Annotated in this window: 19 protein-coding genes; 7 read left to right on the top strand and 12 right to left on the bottom strand. The window is 55.1% G+C overall.

The features are described 5' to 3' along the window. Nucleotides 1-5 precede the first annotated feature (5 nt). Nucleotides 6-2672 (top strand): ABC transporter permease, encoded by a 2667-nt coding sequence (locus HB393_RS00505; protein WP_213803188.1) that lies wholly within the window; start codon nt 6-8, stop codon nt 2670-2672. Between the two features lie 30 nt (nt 2673-2702). Beyond that, nucleotides 2703-3407 carry a hypothetical protein gene (locus HB393_RS00500; protein WP_213803187.1) on the top strand — a complete coding sequence of 235 codons (705 nt, stop codon included), beginning with the start codon at nt 2703-2705 and terminating at the stop codon, nt 3405-3407. Nucleotides 3408-3607: 200 nt separating this feature from the next. Here the strand turns inward: HB393_RS00500 and HB393_RS00495 are convergent, their stop codons facing one another. The 3 genes from HB393_RS00495 to HB393_RS00485 form a co-directional block, all read right to left on the bottom strand. After that, nucleotides 3608-5197 carry a ParB/RepB/Spo0J family partition protein gene (locus HB393_RS00495; protein WP_213803186.1) on the bottom strand — a complete coding sequence of 530 codons (1590 nt, stop codon included), beginning with the start codon at nt 5195-5197 and terminating at the stop codon, nt 3608-3610. 90 nt (nt 5198-5287) lie between these two features. After that, the gene (locus HB393_RS00490) at nt 5288-5704 is read right to left on the bottom strand and encodes a hypothetical protein (protein ID WP_213803185.1); all 417 of its coding nucleotides are present in this window, start codon (nt 5702-5704) and stop codon (nt 5288-5290) included. Then, a complete protein-coding gene (locus tag HB393_RS00485) occupies nt 5704-6591 on the bottom strand; it encodes an ArdC family protein (RefSeq protein WP_213803184.1) in 888 nt (295 codons plus the stop codon). The genes HB393_RS00490 and HB393_RS00485 overlap by 1 nt, the downstream gene beginning before the upstream one ends. A gap of 423 nt (nt 6592-7014) precedes the next feature. On the opposite strand from HB393_RS00485, the gene HB393_RS00480 reads away from it, so the two are divergent. From HB393_RS00480 to HB393_RS00465, 4 genes are all read left to right on the top strand, one after another. Further along, a complete protein-coding gene (locus tag HB393_RS00480) occupies nt 7015-9303 on the top strand; it encodes an AAA family ATPase (RefSeq protein WP_213803183.1) in 2289 nt (762 codons plus the stop codon). A 332-nt stretch (nt 9304-9635) separates the two neighbouring features. Further along, nucleotides 9636-10592, top strand: coding sequence for a DNA recombination/repair protein RecA (locus tag HB393_RS00475; RefSeq protein ID WP_255550696.1), 957 nt, complete (start codon nt 9636-9638; stop codon nt 10590-10592). Next, nucleotides 10556-12100 carry a DNA polymerase Y family protein gene (locus HB393_RS00470; RefSeq protein ID WP_255550695.1) on the top strand — a complete coding sequence of 515 codons (1545 nt, stop codon included), beginning with the start codon at nt 10556-10558 and terminating at the stop codon, nt 12098-12100. The genes HB393_RS00475 and HB393_RS00470 overlap by 37 nt, the downstream gene beginning before the upstream one ends. Next, a complete protein-coding gene (locus HB393_RS00465; protein ID WP_213803181.1) occupies nt 12093-15308 on the top strand; it encodes an error-prone DNA polymerase in 3216 nt (1071 codons plus the stop codon). Before HB393_RS00470 ends, HB393_RS00465 begins: the two co-directional genes overlap by 8 nt. A 430-nt stretch (nt 15309-15738) precedes the next feature. Here HB393_RS00465 and HB393_RS00460 read toward each other — a convergent pair whose 3' ends face one another. The 9 genes from HB393_RS00460 to HB393_RS00420 form a co-directional block, all read right to left on the bottom strand. Continuing rightward, nucleotides 15739-16743: a DUF4238 domain-containing protein gene (locus tag HB393_RS00460; protein WP_213803180.1), complete on the bottom strand. Its 1005-nt coding sequence runs from the start codon at nt 16741-16743 to the stop codon at nt 15739-15741. Between the two features lie 453 nt (nt 16744-17196). Beyond that, nucleotides 17197-18105 carry a hypothetical protein gene (locus HB393_RS00455; RefSeq protein ID WP_213803179.1) on the bottom strand — a complete coding sequence of 303 codons (909 nt, stop codon included), beginning with the start codon at nt 18103-18105 and terminating at the stop codon, nt 17197-17199. A gap of 54 nt (nt 18106-18159) precedes the next feature. Next, nucleotides 18160-18687 carry a hypothetical protein gene (locus HB393_RS00450; protein ID WP_213803178.1) on the bottom strand — a complete coding sequence of 176 codons (528 nt, stop codon included), beginning with the start codon at nt 18685-18687 and terminating at the stop codon, nt 18160-18162. 12 nt (nt 18688-18699) lie between these two features. Beyond that, nucleotides 18700-19530 carry a hypothetical protein gene (locus HB393_RS00445; protein ID WP_213803177.1) on the bottom strand — a complete coding sequence of 277 codons (831 nt, stop codon included), beginning with the start codon at nt 19528-19530 and terminating at the stop codon, nt 18700-18702. A 315-nt stretch (nt 19531-19845) separates the two neighbouring features. Next, nucleotides 19846-20436, bottom strand: coding sequence for a toll/interleukin-1 receptor domain-containing protein (locus HB393_RS00440; RefSeq protein ID WP_213803176.1), 591 nt, complete (start codon nt 20434-20436; stop codon nt 19846-19848). A 69-nt stretch (nt 20437-20505) separates the two neighbouring features. Then, nucleotides 20506-20994 (bottom strand): hypothetical protein, encoded by a 489-nt coding sequence (locus HB393_RS00435; protein WP_213803175.1) that lies wholly within the window; start codon nt 20992-20994, stop codon nt 20506-20508. Between the two features lie 135 nt (nt 20995-21129). Then, complete coding sequence (locus HB393_RS00430) at nt 21130-21762, bottom strand: hypothetical protein (protein WP_213803174.1); 633 nt, start codon at nt 21760-21762, stop codon at nt 21130-21132. Further along, nucleotides 21763-22431, bottom strand: a complete 669-nt coding sequence (locus tag HB393_RS00425) for a hypothetical protein (RefSeq protein WP_213803173.1) — start codon at nt 22429-22431, stop codon at nt 21763-21765. Continuing rightward, nucleotides 22428-23594: a toll/interleukin-1 receptor domain-containing protein gene (locus HB393_RS00420; RefSeq protein WP_213803172.1), complete on the bottom strand. Its 1167-nt coding sequence runs from the start codon at nt 23592-23594 to the stop codon at nt 22428-22430. Before HB393_RS00420 ends, HB393_RS00425 begins: the two co-directional genes overlap by 4 nt. Before the next feature lie 170 nt (nt 23595-23764). Between HB393_RS00420 and HB393_RS00415 the strand changes: the two genes are divergently transcribed. Then, nucleotides 23765-24271 (top strand): TIR domain-containing protein, encoded by a 507-nt coding sequence (locus HB393_RS00415; RefSeq protein ID WP_213803171.1) that lies wholly within the window; start codon nt 23765-23767, stop codon nt 24269-24271. Nucleotides 24272-24320: the final 49 nt, after the last annotated feature.

The following is a 24320-nucleotide window of genomic DNA, read 5'->3' as shown; positions in this document are numbered from 1 at the left end:
ATTGTATGAACTGGCTCAAACAAGCTGTCACGCGAGGCAAGATTTACGACGATCTTGCCGAAGAAATGCGCCTTCACTTGGAAGAGAAAACTGAACGCCTTGTAGAGAGTGGAATGGACCGAAAAGCCGCCGAGTTCCAAGCAAAGCGTGAATTCGGCAACGCGACGATACTCGAAGAGCGTAGCCGCGAAATCTGGCAGTGGCCCATATTCGAATCCATCTTGAATGATGTTCGATTTGCACTTCGTCAGTTGCAAAGAGCACCAGCTTTCGCGATCGTCGCGATCGTCGCGCTCTCGCTAGGAATTGGGGCATCAGCAGCAGTATTCAGCGTAATGGACGCCATACTGCTACGACCACTGCCCTTCGCTCATCAAGAGCGGCTCGTAGTTCCGGTGATGGCATCGCGAACCGGCCTTGCGCAGGCGTATTCATATCCAAGCTATGTTGATATGCGGGCACAGCTAAAGACCTTCGATGCCCTGGCCGGATACGCAGGCGGTATAGATAATTCGAATCTCGAGGGCCCTTCGGGTCCAGCATCAGTAAGGCTCATCAGGGGAACAGATAACTTCTTCACGGCCTTTGGAGTTAAGCCAATACTAGGGCGGACCTATCTTCTCGGGGAGGACCAACCTGGCAGAGACGACATAGCGGTCTTAAGCTACGAGGTTTGGAAAACAACCTTTGCCAGCCAGACAAATGTGGTCGGCAAGGTAATACGGCTGGGCGGCATTCCTTATACGGTAATCGGGGTAATGCCATCTGGTTTCCGGTTTCCTCTGTCAGCTCACAACGTGATCTACACTCCCTTGCACCCGAGCGAGGCACAGAGAAAGCAACGGGGGGCGCGTTGGGTGAGACTAGTGGGGCTGATAAAGGATGGAGTGCCACGCGACAGGGCGCTGGCGGATATTGATCGAGTTCTATCAGACATTGGAAGAGCGCATCCCAATACGGACGGCAAACTCACCGGAAATCTGATCGCTTTAACCGAGGACGTGAACAGTTTGACCAGCGGGGGAAAGGTAAACGGCCCGCTTGTAATGTTGGCGTTGGCGTGTCTGGCGTTGTTGGGGATTGCCTGCGTCAACATCGCAGGCTTATTGCTCGCTAGGGGTGTAAAGCGAGATCGCGAGATGGCTCTGCGGGCAGCGGTGGGCGCGAGTCGAGGGCGGCTGGTACAGCAACTGCTGAGCGAAAGCATGGTGCTTTGTATATGTGGGCTTGGCGGCGGCCTTCTAGCAAGTTGGCTCCTGTTGAAGGCGTTCAATGTCTTTTTGATAAATGCAATGGCGCGTGGCGCGGATGTGCACCTAAATCTAACTGTTGTAGCTGTTGCGCTGGGGCTCTCACTGCTGACCAGTATTTTGGCATCACTTACGCCTGCTGTGCGGCTATCAGGCACCGACCCTAACTGGGCCTTACGTGCAAATACTGCAGGGGCGGGAGCCGGACGAAACCAGCGCCGCCTCCAATCGACATTTGTAGTTATCCAAGTTGGATTTTCATTAGTGCTGCTGATGGTCTCTGGACTGCTTCTGAGGAACTTGAGAGAGATGCTCAAAACGGATCTGGGCTTCAACCCATCCACGATTCTTGCAACAGAGATCGATCTGTCGCCTGGGCGATATGTTGGCCGCGACCCTGTGACGGGCTTCTATCAGCCGCTATTAGAGAGAATTTCTCATTTACCTGGGGTCGAGGGTGTTGGCGTGATTGATAACTTACCAGTGCAGAGTTGGGGGAGCAGCCAAGACGTCCATATCGCGGGGCATGCTCCGTATCCGACGAATCAACAAATGTCGGCAGAAATCCGGTTTGTTTCGAGGGGATACTTCGACGCAATGGGTATCAAGCTTACACGAGGGCGAATGCTGTCTTCGGAACAAGACAGGGCTGACATCAATCCGGCGGGGACTGTAATCGTGAACGCGGCTTTTCAAAGAAAATTCTTCCCGAATGGCGACGATCCTGTCGGCGCACATATTGATAACGACCCGAAAATAAAATTGAAGATGGGTATCGTGGGTGTCGTGACAGATGTCCGACAGAATCTGCAAGATTCGCCGCTGGCGGAAATGGACGAGCTGATGGACGAGCTTGACCCGAAGTTAAGGAGAGACTATCTCGGCAATATGACGCTAGTGGTGCGGTCAAATGGAGATCTATCTGCGCTGGTTCCATCCCTACGTAATGCGCTCCACGAGGTTGATCCGACAGTGCCATTCAAAACGCCAAGTACGATGAGTCAAGTAGTGAGTGAGACACTAATTTTTCAACGTATGGAGAGTTGGCTTTTGGGGATATTTGCTTCGTTCGCACTGCTGCTGGCCATCATTGGCCTATTTGGGCTCGTCAATTACGAGGTTGAATCACGCACACGGGAGATTGGCATACGGATGGCACTCGGGTCAACGCGTGCACAAGTGACACGAGTGGTGCTGGGTCGAGTGTCCTTGCTGATGCTAGGCGGTGTCAGTATTGGATGGGGGCTAACACTAGCGCTAAGAACAATATTGGCTACAGTAGTGAGAATAAATGCTGCGCAGGATGCTCTTCTGTTGGCCGGCCTGACGGCCAGTCTTGCGGTTATAGGCATACTCGCGTGCCTTCCGTCAGCAAACCGAGCAGCATCGACGGATCCCATGAGGGCGCTCCGTAGCGAATGAGTTTCTGAGGCAACTCCTAAGGACACATCCATGAGGCAATCCCTCTCAGCTCCCATAAGGTTATCGATCATTTGCTCGCTGCTGACCCTGCTTATGCTGAGTTCCTCCCGGATGTACGCCGCTCAAAGTGTCTGTGGTGTGGAACCGGCTGGCACAACATACAGCTATGTCGATGGGGACATGAAGGATTCACAAAGCCTCCAATTGACCCGTTCTATGAAGGACCACGCAACCTTACAGGTGATCATCTGCGCCGGAAAAGTCCTTGTTGTTCCTGCGCTGGACGGTCGCCTACACCTGAGCATAGAGCTTCAAGGAACCCCCGCAAAGGACATGACCTCTTTTGTAAGGGCAATTGAATCACAAGGGGATAATGCCATAGTTTCTCTGGCATACCCAAAGAACCTGCATCCTCATATTGTCTTGCGCGTGCCTCTAGACAAACCATCGCAGATGATCATCAATCTGGGTACTGGCGAATTGAGCATGCGAGGAGACGCAATCCAAGGCGATTGTCGGATTGATGTAGGAATAGGGAAATTGACACTGTACCTGCGTGGTGACTCGGAATACTCCAAGTTAGACACTCACGTTGGCCTCGGCAGTTTTCGTGACCACAGATCAGATAAAGCCACCGCTCATCTTTCGACGCAACAATTATTCCGTGGCAAAGGGGGCCGAGAGCTTTCAGCAAATGTCGGCATCGGATCTATGGAATTGCGGACGGAAGAGTGATTCAACTTATATTTCCAAGGCGCCTCACTAAAGGGGGAAGGCCCAGGAGGAGGAACTCGACTCTTGGCGCGCAGCCGGCGAGCGGGGCCGGAGATGCTGGAAGTAGGTGCAGGGAGAAACCGGCCAGGTGTCTCCCTGCCGCCGTTTTCGGGCGTAAAGAGAGGGCGGCAGGTTCGCCGCCCTCAAAGTGATCGAAGTATTCAAGCCACTTTCTTAGCAGTTTTATTTGCGGCCTGTGGTGCCTTCTTGGTCTTGTCTTTCGCAGCGAACTCCTGCCTGACCTTGGCAGAGATGGCCTCGGCATCCACTTTGTAGACCGCGGCAGCATCCTTGAGGACGGTGGATGGGTTGCCGCGTGATGCGGCCAACAAGATGCCCGACTCGACCAATGCGCGCGAGAGCCTACCTTCCTCGGCTCGGCGAAGGAAAGCCGCAAGTGCCTTCTTGATACCGCCGTCGTCCCGCTTCTGGCGGATGCCGTGACGCCTTGCCAGCATCTCTACGCGGTTCTCATCCATAACAAAGACCAGCCTCTCAAGGACGAACAACAGGTCACGCTTGAGCAAGCGTACAGGCACAGCAGCGCAAATGGCGGACAGCACACGGAGTGCGGTGGTGTTCGCAATGGCTTGTTCCGTGCGCTGCTTCTCCTGCTCGGCTTTCCAGCGTTGCTCGTCGCGGTCAGACCGCTGCTTCGGATGATGTACCGGGCAGCTAGGATTGGCGCACACCTTATGAATGGTGCCAGCATCGCTGCCCTCAGTGATGATGGCCTCGGTGGTGAACTTGCACACCTTGAACTCGGGCCGCTTGGCCTCGTCGGTGGACTTCGGCTTGTCGTCCCGAATCGCGGTGTACTTGTTGCGCGGCAATACCGAACTGCCTTCCTTCTGGCCGCCGTAGGCTGTGCTGATCTGCACCAACTCCGGTTTCGCAGCGATGGTCTTTGCGACGTGAGCGGAGAGTTTGGCCTGATAGCACGTTGGGTCGGTGCAGCGGTCGCCCTGTCTGCCGAGGTCATCGCCAAACAGCAGCTTGTTATGACCTGTCCGCTTTGGGCAGTCGGCACAACTGCCAGCGATGGGGACAAGCTGCGCATCCCGTTTGTTGAACGGCGCGTCCTTCAGGATGAGAACGATGTTGCTGTCAATCCAGAATTGCAGGTTGCGGACGGGCAACAGGATACGTGCTGGCTTGTCTGTACCGTTCGCATAGACCTCTTTAAAGCACGCCTTCAGAGCGGCCTCCTGCTGGTCGGTGGGTAGCTTCGCCAGCAGCAACGCATGGCCAACGCCGATTGCATCGGCATAGAACGCTTCCACTGCGGCGGGTGCAAGGTCGCTCAGCTTGAGGCGCTGTGCCACAAACGCAGGCGTCTTGCCTACCTTCGCTGCGATCTGCTCGATGCTGTACTTCGGTTCGTCCAAGTCCAGCAAGGCGCGGAATCCCTGTGCCTCCTCCATCGGATGAATTTCAGCGCGAATCAGGTTCTCTACCAATTGAGCCTCAAGTGCCCCAGCATCGGAGAGGTTGACGATACGGACGGGAACGGTCGGAACTTCCGCCATCTGCGCGGCGCGGTAACGCCGTGCTCCTGCGATGATCTCGAATCCGTTCTCGGTAAGAGGCCGTACAAGCAAGGGCGAAAGAATGCCCTGGGTGCGAATGGACTTGGCCAGTTCCTTAAGTGCGACTTCCTCGAACGTGCGTCGCGGGTTGGTCTTCGATTCGTTCAGAAGAGACAGGGAGACATTGCGGTACTCGGTGGCATTGAAGACTTGGATTTCCATGATGATGTGCTCCTTTCGAGCGGGTTGCATTGCATGAACGTGGTGGAGTGAACGCGCTGCCCTGTGTCCGCTCCGGGGAGAGGGAGAGGTCTAGTCGCGTGGCTTCTGCTGCTGCTCGAAGGCTTCGGAGAAGCCCTGCAAGCGCAAGTTGTTGTCCCATGTCTTTGCGAAACGCTGGTGCTGTTCGTGGAGCGAAACAAGGTGAACGTAGTTCCCGCGCACGATGTTGCGGCTCCACTGCTCCACGCCGAGATAATCGTTGCGGTAGTAGAACGCGGAGAGATGCGCTCCACCGGCAAGGCCAAGCTCGAAACACATTTCCGGGTCGCGCATGGCATCGCCGTTCTGTTCGCCGTAGTGGGTGACAGAGAGCGCCGGGAGTCCCATCGGGCCAGACTCATCCAAGGCTTCGATGACAAGCTCCATAAACGGGGCGTTGTCGATTTTGAGGTACAGGCCGGGATACCATCCCCCGGCCATCTTGAGGATTTGAAGGATGGTTTTCATTACGCCACCCGCGCCAGTTCTGCATCGGGCATCGTCTCTTCGACTGCGGACGATTCCAACGCGGCAAGGATGACAGCGGAAGTCTGCTGGATCACTTCAAGCGATTCCGCTAGTAACGATGCGTTGCCGTGGTACAGATGGATATAGTCTGCGGATGCGCTGCCCGTCTCCAGACCTACGGCTTTGCCGATGACAAACGCGATAGCTTCGGCCTCCGTCTCACGTACCGTCTTCGTGGTTGCCGTGCGCCGTTCGGCCTTGTGCAACATCTCATGCGCCAGCTCGTGAACAAGCGTCGAAAACTCCTCGGCCTTCGACTGTCCGGGAAGGATGGCGATGCGTCCGCCGTAGCTCATGCCTAGCGCGGGCGCGATGCGCTCAGTAAAGACAAGCTCGATGCCCTGACGGTCGATGAAGGAAACGAGGCGGTTGCCGCTCTCCCCTACATCGCCGCTAATCTCGCGCATGGCCGGAAGCTCTGCACCTTCGGTCTGCGTGACATCGAAGACATACGCCGAACGAAACCCAACCAATACAGGCACGTTCTGCTTGGTGATGTCCTTCTCGGCCTCCTCCTTCTTCTTGCGCTGGATGCCGACGATGGGGGCAAGAATGCGGATGCCCTTCTCGCCCTTCTTCACGGAGCGGCCTAGCTCCTTCCACTTCCAGAACCCCGCTACTCTGGTCGCGTCGTGCTTCTGCCGTGCAATCTCCAGAATGTTTCCGAGGCTGTAGTTATGAAAGCGGCTCATCGCGTTCAGATAGGCGGTGAGTGCATCGCTGTGTCCTGCCTCTAGCTGCTCGATGAGGCTCTGGACGTTGGCGGCGATTACTTCTTTCGCCGTTTTGGGCTGATTGTTGCTCTTAGTGGTGGCTGCGCTGTTCATGGTGTTGTCTCCTTGGCCTTGGCCGTTGCTTTTCATGCCATGCGTGGCATGTACCTACATGCCGAACGCCTCCTGGCGAAGGCGGGGCGGCAAGGCGCAAGGGGAGGGGTATCTCCCATCCGGAGCAAAGCGGAGGACGAGCGAAGCGAAGGTCTGCACAAGCGCAGCGCGGAAGACTGTTGGGAAACCCCTTGCGCCGCGCCAGGGCAGCGCCCTCAGCGAGGTTTGGTTTCCTTATTCGTGCGCACTAGCGCACATGAATTTCAGGGTCGCGTTGCGGCAGGAACAGGCCGCTAGAAAAGGGAGCAAAGACGCGGAGCGGCCGAAGCGCGGCGAGGAGACCTCCTCCCGCAAAGAGGCGCAAGGTTTAGAATCGGTGAGCCGATCAAATTGAAGTGTTTTCGTATTCTGCCGAGGTACTAAGTGCTGAATAGGCTGCAACTCTTACGCAATATCGGGCAGTTCGATTCTGTTCCTGCGGGGGCGCAAACGCCTCTGCTGCGGAATGTGCTGATCTACGCTGAGAATGGGCGAGGAAAGACAACGCTGACAGCCATTCTTCGCTCACTGCGTAGCGGCGACCCTGTTACCGTCCTAGAACGTCGCAGACTATCCGCGGCCAATCCTCCCCATGTGGTGATCGACTGCTCCGGCGGCCCGCCAGCGGCGATGTTTCAGAACGGAGCCTGGAATCGCACGTATCCGCAAATGGAAATCTTCGACGATCAATTTGTCGATGAAAATGTATGTTCTGGTCTCGATGTCGCATCCGCACATCGTCAGAATCTGCATGAGCTGATTCTTGGCGCACAAGGTGTCACCCTTCATTCGCGTGTCACCGCTGCTGTCGAGGCAATCGAAACTGTTAACGGAAGAATCAGGAATGCTGCCAACGCAATCCCTGCGAATGAACGTTACGGGATGACAGTTGACGATTTTTGTAATCTTCCCAACCGAGCTGACATAGAAGACGCGATCCTTGCAGAAGAACGTCTCTTCGCTGCAAGCCGTCAGTCTGAGACCATACGAGCGGCAGCACTTTTTGAGCCATTTCGTTTGCCCGAGATCGATGTTGAAAGGATTGAGGCCGTTCTTGGCCGGGATCTGGCATCTCTGGAGACTGGCGCACTGGCGCGCGTACAGGAACGCATCACCACGCTCGGGCCTCGCGGCGAACCATGGATCGCGACAGGGATGGGTTTCGTCTCGGAAACGGGACGGGACGACTGCCCTTTCTGCGCGCAACCCCTGAGCACATCTCCAGTGATCGAGTCCTATCGTGGATATTTCAGTGAAGAGTACGCCCGATTGAAGGGCGAGATTGCAGAGCTTCTTCGTCTCTTAGAACGACAGCATGGAGGTGATGCGCGGGCGGCTTTCGAGAGGAGCGTCAGGGTTGCGCAGGAGAGAAAGCAGTTCTGGCAGGAATTCATATCGACTCCTGAGTACGATTTCGATACAGTCGCCCTTGCCAACACTTGGCGGACAACATATGACCAAGTGCGAACCTTGGTTGAACGAAAGCAGGCCGCACCGTTGGAGCCGGTGGCCTTGCCGGAAGACCTTCGCCGCTCTGTTCGTGACCATGCCACGAACGGACAAGTGCTGCATGATCTCGACCCGCAAATCACCGAAGCGAACGATCAAATTGCACTGGTCCGAGAACGCCTGGGAACGGTTGATCGCCGCGCCATCGAAACGAATCTGGCCCGGTTACGAGCGACCCGTAGTAGACATAGCCAAGCTATGACTCCGCTTTGTGCCGAGTACATCGCCGCAAAGGCCGCGAAAGAAACAGCCGACAACGAAAGAGACGCGGCCAAAGCCGCTTTGGATCAATACCGGAATACTGTGTTTCCCGGTTACCAAACCGCGATCAATCTTTATCTCGGACGGCTGAATGCCGGGTTCCGTGTGGATCGGGTAGTGTCAACGGATACGCGGGGAGGTCCAACCTGTAACTACAGCCTTTTGGTTAACAACACGCAGGTTCCAGTTGCCGGAAACGCGGGACAAAATGAGCCATCGTTCCGCACGGCACTCAGCGCCGGTGATCGGAACACGCTGGCTCTGGCGTTCTTCTTCGCCGCTCTTGACCAAAATCCGAATCTTGCACAGTCTGTCGTGGTGATTGACGATCCTCTCTCTAGTCTTGACGATCACCGGATTCTGGCAACGACGCAGGAATTGCGGCGGCTGGGTCAACGTGCGGCTCAGTTGGTGGTCTTGTCGCACAACAAGCCATTTCTTTGCCGTCTCTGGGAAGGCATGGACAGGCAAGTCAGAACCGCGCTCAAGATCGAACGAGACGGGGCGGGTTCCACGCTCTCGGTATGGTCGGTCGATGCCGATAGCATCACTGAACATGATCGCCGCCATGTCCTGCTGACAGAATATCTGGCGAATGGGCCGCGTGGAAACGAACGGGAGGCAGCCCGTTCATTGCGTCCTCATCTCGAAGCGTACCTCCGTGTAACCTGTCCGGGGCATTTTCCACCTGGGACGATGCTCGGCCCCTTTCATGCTGTGTGCGAGGCCCGCTATGGACTCGTGAATCAAATCCTAAATCGCACGGAAATCGACGAGCTGCACGACATCAAGGAATTTGCCAACCGATACCATCACGAGAACCCCGCATGGGAGACTGAGATTATCAATGATGCTGAACTGGCGGGTTTTGTAAGCAGGACTCTTGCATTTACGAGAGCATAAAAATCTGTAGATGCTTCTCTTTGGCAGAGGCGTAGACCGGGCGAGAGCGAATATCCAGGACCCTGCGACGCGGGTATTGGGATTCGGCGTACCGGCGACCGCATGGCGTCATGGCTGCGAGTTTCGCTTGCAGGGGGCAAGTGATGCTTTGGCATCTCGTCCACAACAGAAAGTTTTCTCCTTCAAATCGTTGAACTTAGGTCATCGCTGCCCCATCCTTGGTGCAGCAGCGCTTGACTTATATCCCTACCGATAGGCGAAGATATGGCGAAGATGCTATGACTTCGTCCTCCAGTCTTCGGGTTCAGATCGAAAGCGCTTTGGCGCACAAAATGCCATCGGCGCTGACCCCGCGTGCGCGTGTCGTCCGCCCGACAACACCCACCGGCATTCAGGCGGTGGATGCGCTGCTGGAGGGCGGTCTGCCGGTCGGCGCTTTGACAGAGATCGTCGGGCCGGAGAGTTCCGGGCGAACATCTCTGGCGCTCTCCTCCATCGCTCAGCTCACTGCGTCGGGAAAGGTATGTGCCTGGGTCGATGTGGGAGACATGCTCAAACCGGAGTGCGCTGCGGCTGCGGGCATTGCATTGCCGTATCTGCTTTGGGTGCGCTGCGGCATCTTCCGCGAGAGTGTCCACACCGCGCCGGTTCGATTCGAACTGCCGCAGAGTTGTCTGGTGCGTCCTGAGCCGATCAAGGGTCTGCATGGTGGAGGTTGCGGAACGCATCCACGGCAGGAATCGAAGAGCGTAGCTCGGGCGCTCGAAGGCTTCTTCGGAACGGAGACGACGAGTAGCGAATCCACTGGTAGCACACCTCGACAACCATTTGGCAAGACGGTTCGACCGGCACAAGACGCTCGACCTGCTGCGCCGCTTTCGCCGTGGGCGCGTATTGAACAGGCATTGAAGGTGACAGACCTGTTATTGCAGGGCGGTGGCTTCAGTGCTGTTGTGCTCGATATGGCAAGCCTGCCCGCGAAGTACACCAGCCGTGTTCCTCTGGCGCATTGGTTCCGCTATCGTGCTGCGGCGGAACACTCACGTTCCAGTGTGCTGTTGCTCTCGCAGCATGCCTGTGCCAATAGCAGCGCAGGATTGGTGCTTCAACTCGAAGGACGCAGTGAATCACTACAACGGAAAACGGTGTTGACCGCAGGCGCACATCGGCTACACATCCATCGCCAGCGCTTCATGCAGGAGAGCAATGTCATCCCGATGAAGAAACCTGTTGCCAAGGTGACGGAGGCAGAATGGGAGACATATGCTCCGTGGACGGGACGCCGATGAAAGCTCCTGAACTCTACGCCGCGCTCTATGTGAGAGAGTTTCCTGCGCAGGCTGCGTTGCGCCTACGGCCCGCATTGCGAGGACAGCCCTGCGCCATTCTCGACGGCATTCCTCCTAGCGAGTTTGTGTGCGCCATGAACACCAAGGCGCGGACTGGCGGTGTGCGGCATGGCATGACGCGCGTGGAAGTGGAGACCATCTCGTCGGTGATCGCGCTGGCTCGAACGCCACACGAGGAAGCGCAAGCGCGGATGATCGTGCAGGAAGTGGCGGGAGGCTTCACGCCGCGTATCGAATCACGTAGCTTCGAGCGTGCCTTTCTGTGCGTCCTCGACATCAGTGGAACGGAGTCGTTGTTTGGGCCTCCGCGACAACTTGTACAAAAACTCCTGAAACGAATCCGTTCGCTAGGTATTGCGGCCACGATTGCTGTCAGTGGGAACTTCTATGCGGCGTGGTGCATGGCGCGTGGCATGTCAACGAAAGCTGCGATCACTGTACTCACGCAAGGAAAAGAACGGGACGCACTCGCACCGTTGCCGCTGGGCGTGCTCGAACTGAACGAAGCGCAGATGTCTACGCTTTCGTCGTGGGGCATCAACACGCTAGGCAAACTCGCAATGCTTCCTGAAAAGAGTCTGATCGCACGATTGGGCCAGGATGGAAAACGCCTGCGTCAGTTGGCCGCTGGCGAGCTTCCACATCTATTTCAGCCGGGGGAGACGTCTTTTACCCTGCGCGAAGAGATGGAGCTGGACAATCCCATCGAACTGCTCGATGCGCTGCTCTTTCTGTTGAATCTCATGCTGGAGCAGATTATCCGCCGCGCCAGTGATCGCATCCTTGCCGTGGCATCGGTCTCTGTTTCTGTCGCGCTCGAAGGTGGAGCGACGCACACACGCACCGTTTCTCCGCCCTCGCCCACCAATGAACGCACTCTCTGGCTCAAGTTGTTGCAGATGGAGCTTGAGCTGCATCCGCCGCAGGCCGCCATCCTCCATGTTGCGCTTCAGGCGGAGCCTGGACATATCTGCAAAGTCCAACTCGGTTTGTTCTCTCCGCAGTTACCGGAACCGGGGCGACTCGAAGTGACCTTAGCACGCATCGCCAAGATCGTCGGCGAAGACGCGGTAGGACAGGCTGTGCTCCGAGACACGCATCAACCGCGCGGCTTTCGAATGGAGCGGTTCCGCGTACCCACCAGCACACCTGCTCCTACAGAGGCCGATGTAGTGCGGATCGCGTTACGGGAGCTGCGCCCCTCCGAACCGATCATGGTTCAACTTCACGCGGGAACTCCATCTCATCTGCGATTCCGTAATGAGTCTTATCGCGTGGACGCGGCCTATGGGCCGTGGATCATCGGGACGGACTGGTGGAATCAGGAGCATTGGGGACAGGCGCAGTGGGATCTCGTCCTCGCAGACGCGAGCGATACGAAGCTGCGTTGCTGCATCATCCGCGACCTCAAGAAACACTGCTGGCAGATGGCAGGGTTCTATGACTGAGTATGTCGAACTCCACACCGCGAGCGCCTTCAGCTTTCTGGAAGGGGCATCCCAACCCGAAGCTCTGATCGAACGAGCGACTGAGTTAGGGATGCCATCGCTGGCCTTGACGGATCGCAACGGAGTCTACGGGTCGGCTCGCTTTCATACGGCGGCGAAGCGCGCCGGGTTGCAGGCCCATGTGGGCGCGGAGATTGCCGTTGCCAGTTTCGGTCCAAGGCTTGCGCCGCCCAAGTGGTTGCCGCATCAGTTCGGCATCGAACCGGCGCGTGTCTCTCTGCTCTGTGAATCGCAGGCCGGGTATCAGAACCTTTGCCAGCTCACGACGCGATTCAAGCTGCGCGAGAGAGGCAAAGCGGAAGGCTCCGCATTGCTTCGTGATCTTCAGGAGTTTTCCGAAGGTCTGATCTGCCTCACTGGAGGCGACGAAGGACCGCTAGCCGCCGCTCTGGTCAAAGGCGGTGCGGATGCAGGCCGGGAGACGCTGGAGAAGCTGGTCTCTGTCTATGGTCCGCGCAATGTGTATGTCGAATTGCAGCGGCACCAGGAGCGCGAGGAGGAATGGCGGAATCAGGTAGCCATTGATCTCGCGCAATCTCTCAAGCTCCCGGTCATAGCAACGAACGGCGTTCGCTATGCCGCTGCCTACGAACGTGAGGTGCTTGATCTCTTCACAGCGATTCGTCATCACACCACGCTCGATCATGCGGGTCGCTTGCTGGCGGTGAATGGTCAGCGTCACCTTCGCTCTGCGCGGGAGATGGTGAATCTCTTCCGCGATGTGCCGGGGGCAACAAACAACACCTTGGAACTGTCGTCGCGTCTGCAATTCCAGCTCGACAATCTCGGCTATCAGTTTCCCGCGTATCCAGTGCCGTCCGGCGACACGATGGACTCCTTTCTTCGCAAGCGTGTGGAAGAAGGCGTACTCCGCCGCTATGGCCCGAAGCGAAATGCCGATCTCATGGCACGAGCGCGTAAGCAGGTGGAACACGAGCTTGCTCTTATCGGTAAGCTGGGCTTTGCCGGATATTTCTTGATCGTCTGGGACATCGTTCAATTCTGCAAACGCAACGGGATTCTCATTCAGGGACGCGGAAGCGCCGCGAACTCGGCCGTCTGCTACGCGCTCGAAATTACGGTCGTTGATCCGGTAGGCATGGAACTACTGTTTGAGCGGTTCCTGAACGAGAGCCGGAACGAATGGCCGGACATCGACCTTGATTTGCCCTCAGGCGACAAGCGTGAACAAGCAATTCAATACATCTACGAGCGGTACGGTGAACTCGGCGCGGCGATGTGCGCCAATGTCATCACCTATCGCGGGAAGTCCTCTGCGAACGAAGTAGGAAAGACGCTGGGCTTCGACCGCGAAGCTCTGCGGCGGCTGTCTGGGCTTGTGAGCCATTTTGAGTGGCGCGGCCCTACAGACACGATGGCGCATTCGTTCGACAAGGCAGGATTCGACATCTCGAATCCACGCATCGCCAAGTACCTCGAACTCTGTACACGTATTCAAGACCTACCTCGCCATCTCGGACAACACTCCGGGGGCATGGTGATCTGCCAAGGTCAACTGAATCGGGTTGTGCCGTTGGAACGGGCATCTATGCCCGGTAGGACGGTGATTCAGTGGGACAAGGAAGACTGCGCCGACATGGGCATGATTAAGGTCGATGTCCTTGGCCTGGGCATGATGGCCGTGCTCAAAGACTGCACCGAACTCATCCCTGAGCATTATGGAGAACAGATCGACCTTGCGCAGCTTCCACAGGATGATCGTGTGTATCGCACGCTGCAACGTGCAGACACCATCGGCATGTTTCAGGTGGAGTCACGCGCGCAGATGGCATCGCTTCCCAAGAACTGCCCTGAAAAGTTTTATGACCTCGTGGTGCAGGTCGCCATCATCCGCCCCGGCCCCATCGTGGGAAAGATGATGCACCCGTATATCCGCCGACGCCAGGGTATCGAGCCGGTAACGTATTTGCATCCGGCACTCGAAAAGCCGCTGAAGCGAACCAAGGGTGTTCCGCTGTTTCAGGAGCAGTTGCTCATGATGGTGATGGCGATTGCAAACTTCAGCGCATCCGATGCTGATGAGTTGCGACGCGCCGTTGGGATGCGTCGGTCCTGGCAACGTATGAAGAATCTGGAGTCGAAGATGCGCTCTGGCATGACAGCGAACGGAATAGCCCCCGAGATGCAAGAACAAGTCATTGAGCAAATCGGTGCTTTCGCTCTGTATGGTTTTCCGGAATCTCATGCGGCGAGCTTCGCGATGATCGCATACCAGTCCGCGTACATCAAGGAACACTACTTGGCGGCGTTCACCGCTGCGCTCCTAAACAATCAGCCAATGGGCTTCTATAGTGCTGCGGTGATTGTCGAAGATGCCCGGCGTCATGGCCTACGCGTGAAAGCCATCGATGTACAGGTGTCCGACTGGCAGTGCTCGATAGAACATGAGGCCGATTTCAGTAAATCATTGCGGCTTGGCCTTGGATATGCCAAGGGGCTACGGAAGCATGTTGCCGAAGCCTTGGTGAAGACACGCACGGAGAGTGGAGTCTTCCGCTCGATAGAAGATTTGACCATCCGTGTGCCGTCTCTGAGTCGTGGGGAGCTGGCGCTCCTCGCTCGCATCGGAGCGCTCAATCAACTGGAGGGAGTTGCACATCGCCGCGATGCGTTATGGCAAGTGGAACGCGCGGGCAAACTCGAAGGGCCGCTCTTGCGCCAGCAGAGCGATTGGCTAAAAGAAGAGGACGCATACTTGCCGCTTGAAACGATGAGTGATGAGGAAAGATTAGTCGCGGACTACGCAGGCATGGGGTTGACTGTAGGGCACCACCCCATGCACTACAGGCGCAAAGAGCTACGCTGCCGGGGCTTTCTCACGGCCTCGGACCTGCAACGCAGAAAGACGGGAGACTACGTGCGAACGGCTGGCCTGGCGATCGTGAAGCAAAGACCCGGCACAGCAAATGGGATGGTCTTCATGTCCATCGCGGATGAGACGGGCATCTTCAATGTGATGGTCACGAAAGAGTTCTTTGAGCGCAATCGTGAGACGGTCGTCCTCTGCAAATTCATCAGCCTGGAAGGTCCCCTCCAAAACGAAGGTGGAGTCGTCCATGTACGCTCCACGCGCATGTCTCCGTTACCTCAGCGGGGATTGGAGGTTGAGTCGCATGACTTCCACTAATGGATCGCGCGTTGGCGGCTTTCGAAAAGAAGTAGATCAGGAACGATTGGGGCCGACCCTAGCAATCGCCGCCAGCCTAATTCTCGGAATCAGGACTGCGAAGTGGCCCGCAACACACAGCGAGGGACTGTCGAATGCGGAGTGGGATAAGGAAATTGAGCACAGCGTGCGAATCGCACGGACGGTGCTTTCGCATCTGACCGCACGGCATCCAGAGCTTTTTCGTTCGCGCCAAGTCCCTTGGCATGTGGCGAACGATGAAGATGTTCCGCGCTAAACGAGGCGCGACTGTCACCACTTCATTCCCGGTTGATGCAGCTTTGCCAGCTCTTTGTCGCTAGTTCTAAGTGGCGATATGCCGACTAATGAGATGGTCCGCCGCTGTACCCTGCGCTGAGGCGGAGGATGGAAGCAGCGGTTTCTAGGAGGATCATCGACATGCAGATACGTTCGGTAGCGGGTCAAGGTATTGACCGTAGCGTGCGAGAGCCTTTTTTGAATCGCCATAGATCTGCTCGTGGGCGTTCTGCGCGATCAGGATGTTGTACTTCTCAACCTCGGTGGGATCGGTGATCGTCGCCGGATAGTCGTTGTTGATGACCTTGACGTAGAACATGGCCTTCGTTGGAGACAGAGGATAGTAGAGTTCCATCTCTTCAGGAACGTCCCGCGTCAGTGGATTTCCGTGCAGATTGAAGACAGGCTGGTCGCCGGTGATGAACTGAACGTCAGTGAGGTTTTCTGCCACGATGATCTTGAATCCTCGAAATGCACCGAAAAAGCTTCTGCTGACATTGATCGAGAAGATGTGGGCGTAAATCGTCCATAGGCGAACGAAGTCCTTAAGCGAAGCATTGAAGGTATCCGCCATGCCCTCGCGAATCTTTTTGGTTCTCAGATATTGAATGCTGATGAAGGTGATGAATTCGCCAGCTTTGACGGCGTCCCCATAGAACGACGTATCGCTCTTCAGAAGTGATTCAAGGTGAGGCTGGAAGGCGTTTTCCATGCGAGAAAGATAGTCTTCTTCGTCGTTGGATATGGCTTCATCTGCAGCAACTCGCGCATCTTCATAAAGCTTTTCGTGATTGAGATCATCGCCCTCATAACCCAACGCCTTCAAATCGATCTTCTTGAATTCGTCTAGGCTAACCTTCTCCAGGAATCGCTTGATCATCCATGACTTCCGGCATTGAGCGACGTAACTGCGATGTATCTTCTTCAGGCCTTCGGGCGAACGTTCGATAGCGAGATGCTCGATTTGGGCAATGTCGCTGGATAGGATTTCAGGTATCGAGTAGAAAAGATCGGCACTGGCGACGCGGCGCAAACTGCGGAAACGTGTTGTTCCATTGCGGTGGCAATGGATTTGGCCTTCCGAAGACCATGGCTTCAGGTACGCCCGCCACACGTAATGTTGATTGGTCTTTTCCACACATAATTCTAGCATCTACTGGCGAAGAAACAGCGCAAACGGCGACGACTCGGAAATGGGCGGCGAGCGAGCTTCGGTGACAGCAGCAAGGTTGGCAGGGCGAGTATGTTGTTTCTATTGGCGCGCGATGTCCATGCCATGGTCGGGCCGCGAAACGCTCTGCGCGAACTGTGAGGAGAGCGAAAACCGAAGCGCGAGTTCTACATGCACTTCATGCGAACGAATGGCTGGTACCAACAGTTTCTCGAAGAGGATCTGAAAACACCTCTCCCCTTACGGCTGACGCTGGAGACCCGGAAAAGATAAGGGAGCGTGCGAAGCGCGCCGGTGCGTCGATGATTCTTGAGGACAAGCAAGCGATACGGTGGAATTGGTTTGCGCAGCCTTCGGTGCGAAGTCAGGATGGAAGCCACTGTGCGTATTCCTTGTTCAAGTCGGAGTGATCAGGAATGCTCATTTCCTGAGCCACGGCAAATGAATGGTTTGGTACTCGCCGAAGTCCTTTAAGAACTGTTCTGCCCATTTCGCGGCTTCGACCACGGCGGCTTCGAGCGATATGCCTTCATATTCGATCTTGTGCCAATGCTTGTGCTTGGCATAAGCATCCTCGAACATCCAAGTCGCGCCCTTGTCCTTCTCTTGAAGGACAACGGTGACGCATTCGGCGGCTTTTGCCACATGGGGAATCTCATAAAGATGGCCGGATGGTTCTGAATTCTCAATCACAACAAACCGGGATGAAAGCGCATAGCGCATCACCTTCTGGACGATGCTTTCACCGGCCCGGTCAGGTTGTTCTTTGATGATGTAGGTGTAGTAGCCCATCTCCTGCAACTTTGATTCGATTCGCTTGAGTATGTCGATAGCGGTTCCCGTGTCTTTTCCGAGTATGAGGACGGAATCCGAATGTTCGAGAATGGCATCCGCGCGTTGCCAGACAAGGTCAAACGCGGCCTTTATGGAGGCCGTCACGCCTCCTGGCGGCGTTGCAGACGGCATTCGCAGTTGCCATCTCACAAAAATGTGAACGTCCTCTGCATCGCGGGAAGGACTGGCAAACGGATGTCCCTCGTGCATGAGGCGCGTGACGGCGCGTTCCATCGCTTCGGAAAAAGCGTAGGCAGAAAACTTATGTTCCCAGTATTTGGTGTAAAGGTGTTCTTCGATCTCGCAGATAAGTGTGTCGTCCTCACGGCGGATTCTCGTCTCCGGGAAGAAATTATCGAGAACCCAAAGCGTGACATCCTCGGGCATATGTGCAAGATCAAGCTGGTGCAGCGTCCCGATATCAAAGGGATCGTCTGAATCGCGATATTCTTCCCATTTGTCATAAGGTTCCATTTCAAGAGATTCATTCGTCATTCGGCCTCCCTCGTGAGACATATCCGTCGATAGCTGTTACCGAGGAGCAGGCTTCTACGAACTAGCATTCCGGCCACTGATGAGCCGCTGAGTCCGAGACGCTTTCACTTCCACGGTGTACCACTTTCCATGAATGTCCTCGATCTCGACGGTGATGGGGAGATGATTTCCGGGAAGCGTGTGGACGCCTTTGACGATGGCGTAGAGACGGACTTCCACGCCGGTGTAGGCCGGAATAGGGAGCGGCGTCACATTGAAGAGTTCACTGGTCTCTTGCTCATCCGGTAGCGACGGATTGTTCCCCTCGCCAATCGCGGCCATCTCGCTTTCGAGGTCCTCATGAACTCCGTTGTTGTCGATCCAAAAGCGATAGCCGCGAATCGCATTGGGCCGCGAACTGTGATTGTAGGCTTCGATTATGCCGCGAAAGATTGTCTCTCTGTCATTGGTAGCGCGATCCAGCACACACCAATCTCCCTTCCGGGGACGAAGTAGCAGCTTTACGCGCCGGTCGTAATTGACATACGCAAACGAGGCTATTGAGAACAGCAAGGCGAGGACTGACATAATGCCGCTGAACATGTGTGTTCCTTTCTAATCGCCCAGACGAACATTGAGGCCCTTCTTCTCCAAGTCGGCCATCATGTTCAACAATTTTTGCGGTCGCTCTGCATCTTTCAGTTCCATGCGGCCCGCGTTCCGCATGGTGAGCGAAATGTTCTCATACATCACTTGTCCGTAGGGGCTCCCGTTGATGCACGTCGGAACCTTGTCTTGAGCATCTTTCCCGACGAAGAGTTGAAAAGCGATGCCCGGCACGTAAAACAAGTATCGCTGCAATCCGAGAACTGGCGCGATTGGGTAAGGCTCGACCATGGCCTGCCAAACGACGGGCGCGGAATCCACCGTAACGCCAAGCGCCACGGTCTTTGGCAGGTCTGCCTTTCCAAGCAGGTATTGTCGGAGTGCGTCTATTAAATCTGGCTCCATTAAGATATAGGGTCGTGTCGGGTCATCCCCGTCCCACGGATGGACCGCAGCTTTAAAAAAAACTCCGCATCCGAAGTGTATGAGCTTCGGCACATCGATTTCGGGATTCTTCGCTGCCGCGTATACCGTTGTCCCTTCCGAATCTTGGAGCGGCGCTTGTTTCAGCAGGCTTTCGCGCAACGGGAATGGCCCGTTATGGACGGCGAACCGAGTATGAATCCAGCTCTCCCCACCCACATTGAACACCTTCTCGCAGGAGCCGCAAAATACATAGTCCGTCACCTGGTTGGATGTCTGGACCATCTTGTCGCGGGAAAAGCGTACCGGTTGGAGATTGCCGGTGCGAAAGAGCGGATAGAGTGACTTCGGCATGAAATGACTATCGTGCAGGGATACACCTTGAGAAAGGCACAGGGGGCAATCACCGGTCTCCATGGACATCCTCCGCTCAAACGCTAGAGTGCACCATTCTATTCCGGATCCCCCACAGTCACGAAGAAGCTAACTGCGTCGATTGGATGCAGGGTTGGCGATTTTAGAGAGATATCCGAAAGTCACTGCGGGTTCTCTCGGAAGTGAGGGAATATAGATCTGGATGAACATCGAGACTCAGCGAGGAGCTAATTGTGTCATCTGCCATACACGGTTTCGAACAGAGTCTCGATCAAAGGTCCTGCTCTCTGAACCACTTTTGTTCTTTAACCTGATACTCAAGAGCCTTTAGTAAGTTTGCAGGAAGACGCCGTTTGTTCATGCGGAGGAAGGTCGGGAGGTAGCTTTCCCGGCAAAGGTTAGCGGACCATATTTGCCCGTTTTCGAATCGACATTTTGATTAGGGGACTTGATCGCGCTCATTCGTTCCGCGCCGCTGAAATGTTGATTGCACTTCTTGTTCCTTATTTCGATCAACTCACGCGTGCTCAGGCCACCCAGATTGCGAAGAAGGCGAATCGCTATTGAGGGCCATTTCGTCGCCAACGCGTCAATGACCACGCTACTTGGAACCTGGCCATCCAGAGCACTACGGCACTGATGGTGGGCCAAGAAGCCATATGGTTTGGTCCCATCCAACGATATAGGGATAATGACAACGGCGTCACGTCTAAGGATTGCAGCTCCGCTCTCCTGCGCACACCAATCAGAACGCTTGAACGCCCGGCTTAGCAGCGCTAAGAAAACGTCACATTCTTTGAGTTCAGAGAGGATCCGTTCGTTCCATTGCTGCGAAGCGCGGATGTCGTTATGAGCAAGAAAAGGCTCAATATTGAGCTCCTCAAGTACGCTCTTCAGCGCGACTGCTACATCTTGTTCCGAACTTGAATGACTGATGAACGCTTTCATAATGTCCCACTGGACAGAGGACGATAAGGTATCCGCCTTGAATCGAGCCGAAAGATATGGTTCAAGGCATTATTGCCGTCTCTTAGGCTGCTCGCCTTTGAGCCAGCGCTCAAAAGTAACGGATGTCTGACGGTCCTGACGAATCCAGATTCGGTCGTCGCCTGCTTTGTTCTTGCCGACGGTAGCATACGGGTAAATCCCGAGGTACTCTTGACCGCGGTAATCAGAGGAGCCGGAATCAACTTGAGTGACGGGAAACACCGCCGCTTTGCCGTTCTTTCCATCCATGAACCCGAGTTCCCAGGGCATCCACTTGGACTCGATGGCGTGATCTGTGGGAACGAAGAATAGTGCAGAAGAGTTCGACATGCGGCGCTTTAAAGTATTGGCCGTCTCACGATTCACAGTTGCGCGATCTAAACGCAAATCCTCCCTCCAATCGAGATACACGGTGTAATTGAATGTTTCGAACAATTCTGCCACACCCAGGATGAGATCTTTATCGCGGAAACTGTGAGAGAGGAATATGTCGTAGTGTGAAAGCGATGCCGCCTTCATCAATAGGTTTCGGTGCCCAAGCTCAGTCGACTCTCGAAGGCGCTCCCGTCGATCCCCCGCCAAACGTCGTAATTCTGGTTCACTAATCAGTGGCAATGGAACTCCATTTCAATAGGACAATATAGTGATCAAAGATCAATCGCGATGCATTACGCCCCAGCTCTCGATATTACGGGGCCTCATAAACGCTTCACCACGTCTCATCCAGCCCTCGAAAGTGGTTGAATTGGGTGCTTCTATCAAAGTTAACCCGCGACTGTTTGTCGCTGATGGCCGAACGATTTTGAGTCGTCCTTCACCATCAATCTCCACATAGGGATAGAGGCCAAGGAACTCACGACCGCGGTAGGCGGTTGATCCCTCCGACAAGACAGGAAGGATAGCAACATGACCCTCATGACCATCGAACCAACCAAGTTCCCAACACATCCAAAGCGATTGCTCCGCACCGTTTGTATCTAGATAGAGAAGGCTTTTGCTTCTCTGCATGATTCGACGGAGATAATCAGCGTTTGCTGGTGTGACATTACTTCGATCAATCTCAGGAGAATCGATCCAATCGCAAAAGACGCGAAACCCGAGAGCTGTGAGCTGGTCATACACCCCTAACACCAGTTCAGCATCTCTTATGGTTTGCGAAAGGAAAATGTCATAATCGTTCGAGTGATGTTTCGAAGCTTCCTTTAGGATGTCTTCAACCGCCATGCGGTCCCGGGCAGCCCTTTGTCGAGCACGCCTACGCATTTCTTCTTGCGTGAGGAATGCCATTTATCTGATTCCGATCGGACCATCTTCAGGAGTCCATAGACGCTCGGCAGGCGATTCCGGTTGATCAGCCGGATTACGATAACGGCGCTCTCCCACGGGAACTCCAAGGAGGCGGTGAAACATACTCACATAATCCAGATCGCTATTGAGTTCTGGCGGATAATTCTCTAGTTGACGAGCTACCTCGACTACGGCCCCTCCGCTCGAAGTAACGGGTAGCATTGCGACCTTGGGTTGTATTTCGCGTAGGAGATTAAACTCATCAACAATCCCACCCATTCCGCCAATGAAGACCGCGGCAGAGAATCTCGTCTCGCGAAACATACGAGTACGCATTAAAAGCAAACTCTGCTCCCGGTCTTCTCCTGAGCGCTCGGTGTACGTCACGTTGTTGAAACGGTCGTTATCTTCCGGAAACTCGTCTTTGAAGAATTCACTCTGATAGAGCTTGACCCACCCACCGTAGTCAACACCCAGACCCTCGGCCACAGCCCATACCATTGGCGTGACCGCTGGATGTCCACCCCATACCAGTAATCGTCGACCAAGAGTGACATGCACCAGCGCGGTGATGGCGGCAGATATAGCAACCGTATCGGCGCTTTCTGCGTATTCTGGCGCGCGTCGAGGATCGGGAACGCTCGCAGAGAGAAAAATTGCGTCGCTCACGCTTTCACCTCCCGCACTGCCAATGCCCAGCCAGCATCAACGACGGGTACGGCACGCACACATGCAATGTTGTCATCAAGCCATTTCAGATGCGCTTTCCATTGATCCCGAATCCCGATGTGGTCGTATACCAGAATCGGTACTTGACCATGATCGGCCTTCCGGGCTTTGTCAGCGACATCGTTCAAAAGATCAGCCGTAGGGATTCCCACTACAGGATAGGCCCAGATTTTGCTTCCATCTAGGAGTTTCAACGCGAGCGCTCGATGAAGTCCGATACCCTGAATCTCTCCACCAATCTTTGCAATCTCTGCTCGCAGCTTCCCGGCAATGGACATGTGACGGGCAGCGATGCTCCGACTTCGCAGAGCCTCTGCCGCGAGAACGATACGGTCAACAATTGTCTCCGTCATCGGACCGTCCGCTCCTGTTAAGTCAGCAGCATCAAGATAGATCGTCTCTGCGAACCCAGTATGAAGCGGAGGCGTATGCGAAGGCCAAACTACACGTAGGATGTGAATCTCTTTTGCTCGCGCTCTTCCCAGTTCCTGTCTGGTCCACTTACGCTCGAAATACGTTGGGGTATCGAGCATGATCATGACATCAGAGTCGCACAAGCGATGCCATAAGACCTCTTGGAACGGTTCTCCTGGTCTAATGTCGTGAGTATCGAGGAACACCTCAAAGCCCCGTGCGCTGAGCGCGTCGTGTAGCTGAACAGCTGAACTCCGTGACTCCACTCTTCGATAGCTCACGAAGATCCGACGTTGTTGTCGCAATAATCCGACGCATTCCAGAAGTGCGGTTGCGAGTTCGATCATGTCCGGGTCGTCGGTGCGTCGTCGCAGACCATTAGTTGGCTGAAGGAAGTCGGGAATGAGCACACCGAAATCTCCGATGCTTGGGATAGTTGGGATAATGGGAATACTGGCACGAACTGCTTCTTGTGCGCAGTCTTGATCTGCCTTCGTAGCACCGCCAAAGTACGCTGCAACGGCCGCCGCATGAGTGTTGCGATTTTCGAAATCTTTACTCGTGCGGAACATGACGCTGTCACCCACGGCCAGATCGAAATCTGCTAGCAATGAAGTCAGTGTCGCGGTCAAACGGGCTACTTCGTCAGCACTGAAATCCCCGAGAATCCCAATTTCGTAGCTCGTCACAATTCTTCTCCAGGCTGTCCGGCAACAATTCTTTTTACAGGGTCAAAAAGCATATTATATTGGAGGAGCGAAAAGAAGGCGAATCCTGTCCGCATCTCTGCTTATGCCGATTGAAAACACTATTAGCGTGTCTCAGCTCCATCACTTCAGCTCCTAAGGGGGAACCTCTTGTGGCAAGACGTGCCTTTTTCAGCTTCCATTTCGAACGAGATTCTTGGCGTGCGTCCCAAGTCCGCCAGATGGGAATCATTGAGGGCAATCCTCCGTGCTCTGACAACGAATGGGAGCAGGTGAAGCGGGGTGGCGATGGAGCCATTAAAGCGTGGATCGACGGTCAGCTTGATGGAAAGAGTTGCGCAGTCGTACTGGTCGGCTCAGAGACTGCAACTCGTCCTTGGGTCACGTATGAAATTGAATCTGCATGGAACAGCGGGAAAGGCGTTTTTGGTATTCGCATACATAACCTGAAGGATCGGAATGGAGCCCAGGCGATAGCAGGCGGCAACCCATTCGACAACCTGCACTTCACTCAACAGCCCACAAAGCTTTTATCGAGTGTCGCCGCTCTACATTATCCTCCCTACGCAGACAGCAGAGACGTCTACGCACACATACATGACAACCTTGAACAATGGATAGAAGACGCTCTCAAGCTCAGGGCTAATTTCACGCTCTAAACCACGGTCGACTAATGGCCCTCCCCGTGGTGTACATAAGTCTGCCACT

It is taken from the genome of Granulicella sp. dw_53, from assembly GCF_018449545.1.
In the GTDB taxonomy this organism is placed as follows: Bacteria; Acidobacteriota; Terriglobia; order Terriglobales; family Acidobacteriaceae; genus Edaphobacter.
The sequence above is the reverse complement of the archived record's forward strand: the minus strand, read 5'-3'. Positions and strand labels throughout refer to the sequence as shown.

Excerpts from the sequence above, each read along its gene's own strand:
- HB393_RS00505 (WP_213803188.1), top strand. The coding sequence starts at position 6 with ATGAACTGGCTCAAACAAGCTGTCACGCGAGGCAAGATTTACGACGAT.
- HB393_RS00500 (WP_213803187.1), top strand. The coding sequence starts at position 2,703 with ATGAGGCAATCCCTCTCAGCTCCCATAAGGTTATCGATCATTTGCTCG.
- HB393_RS00495 (WP_213803186.1), bottom strand. The coding sequence starts at position 5,197 with ATGGAAATCCAAGTCTTCAATGCCACCGAGTACCGCAATGTCTCCCTG.
- HB393_RS00490 (WP_213803185.1), bottom strand. The coding sequence starts at position 5,704 with ATGAAAACCATCCTTCAAATCCTCAAGATGGCCGGGGGATGGTATCCC.
- HB393_RS00485 (WP_213803184.1), bottom strand. The coding sequence starts at position 6,591 with ATGAACAGCGCAGCCACCACTAAGAGCAACAATCAGCCCAAAACGGCG.
- HB393_RS00475 (WP_255550696.1), top strand. The coding sequence starts at position 9,636 with ATGCCATCGGCGCTGACCCCGCGTGCGCGTGTCGTCCGCCCGACAACA.
- HB393_RS00470 (WP_255550695.1), top strand. The coding sequence starts at position 10,556 with ATGGGAGACATATGCTCCGTGGACGGGACGCCGATGAAAGCTCCTGAA.
- HB393_RS00465 (WP_213803181.1), top strand. The coding sequence starts at position 12,093 with ATGACTGAGTATGTCGAACTCCACACCGCGAGCGCCTTCAGCTTTCTG.
- HB393_RS00455 (WP_213803179.1), bottom strand. The coding sequence starts at position 18,105 with ATGACGAATGAATCTCTTGAAATGGAACCTTATGACAAATGGGAAGAA.
- HB393_RS00450 (WP_213803178.1), bottom strand. The coding sequence starts at position 18,687 with ATGTTCAGCGGCATTATGTCAGTCCTCGCCTTGCTGTTCTCAATAGCC.
- HB393_RS00445 (WP_213803177.1), bottom strand. The coding sequence starts at position 19,530 with ATGGAGACCGGTGATTGCCCCCTGTGCCTTTCTCAAGGTGTATCCCTG.
- HB393_RS00440 (WP_213803176.1), bottom strand. The coding sequence starts at position 20,436 with ATGAAAGCGTTCATCAGTCATTCAAGTTCGGAACAAGATGTAGCAGTC.
- HB393_RS00435 (WP_213803175.1), bottom strand. The coding sequence starts at position 20,994 with ATGAAGGCGGCATCGCTTTCACACTACGACATATTCCTCTCTCACAGT.
- HB393_RS00430 (WP_213803174.1), bottom strand. The coding sequence starts at position 21,762 with ATGGCATTCCTCACGCAAGAAGAAATGCGTAGGCGTGCTCGACAAAGG.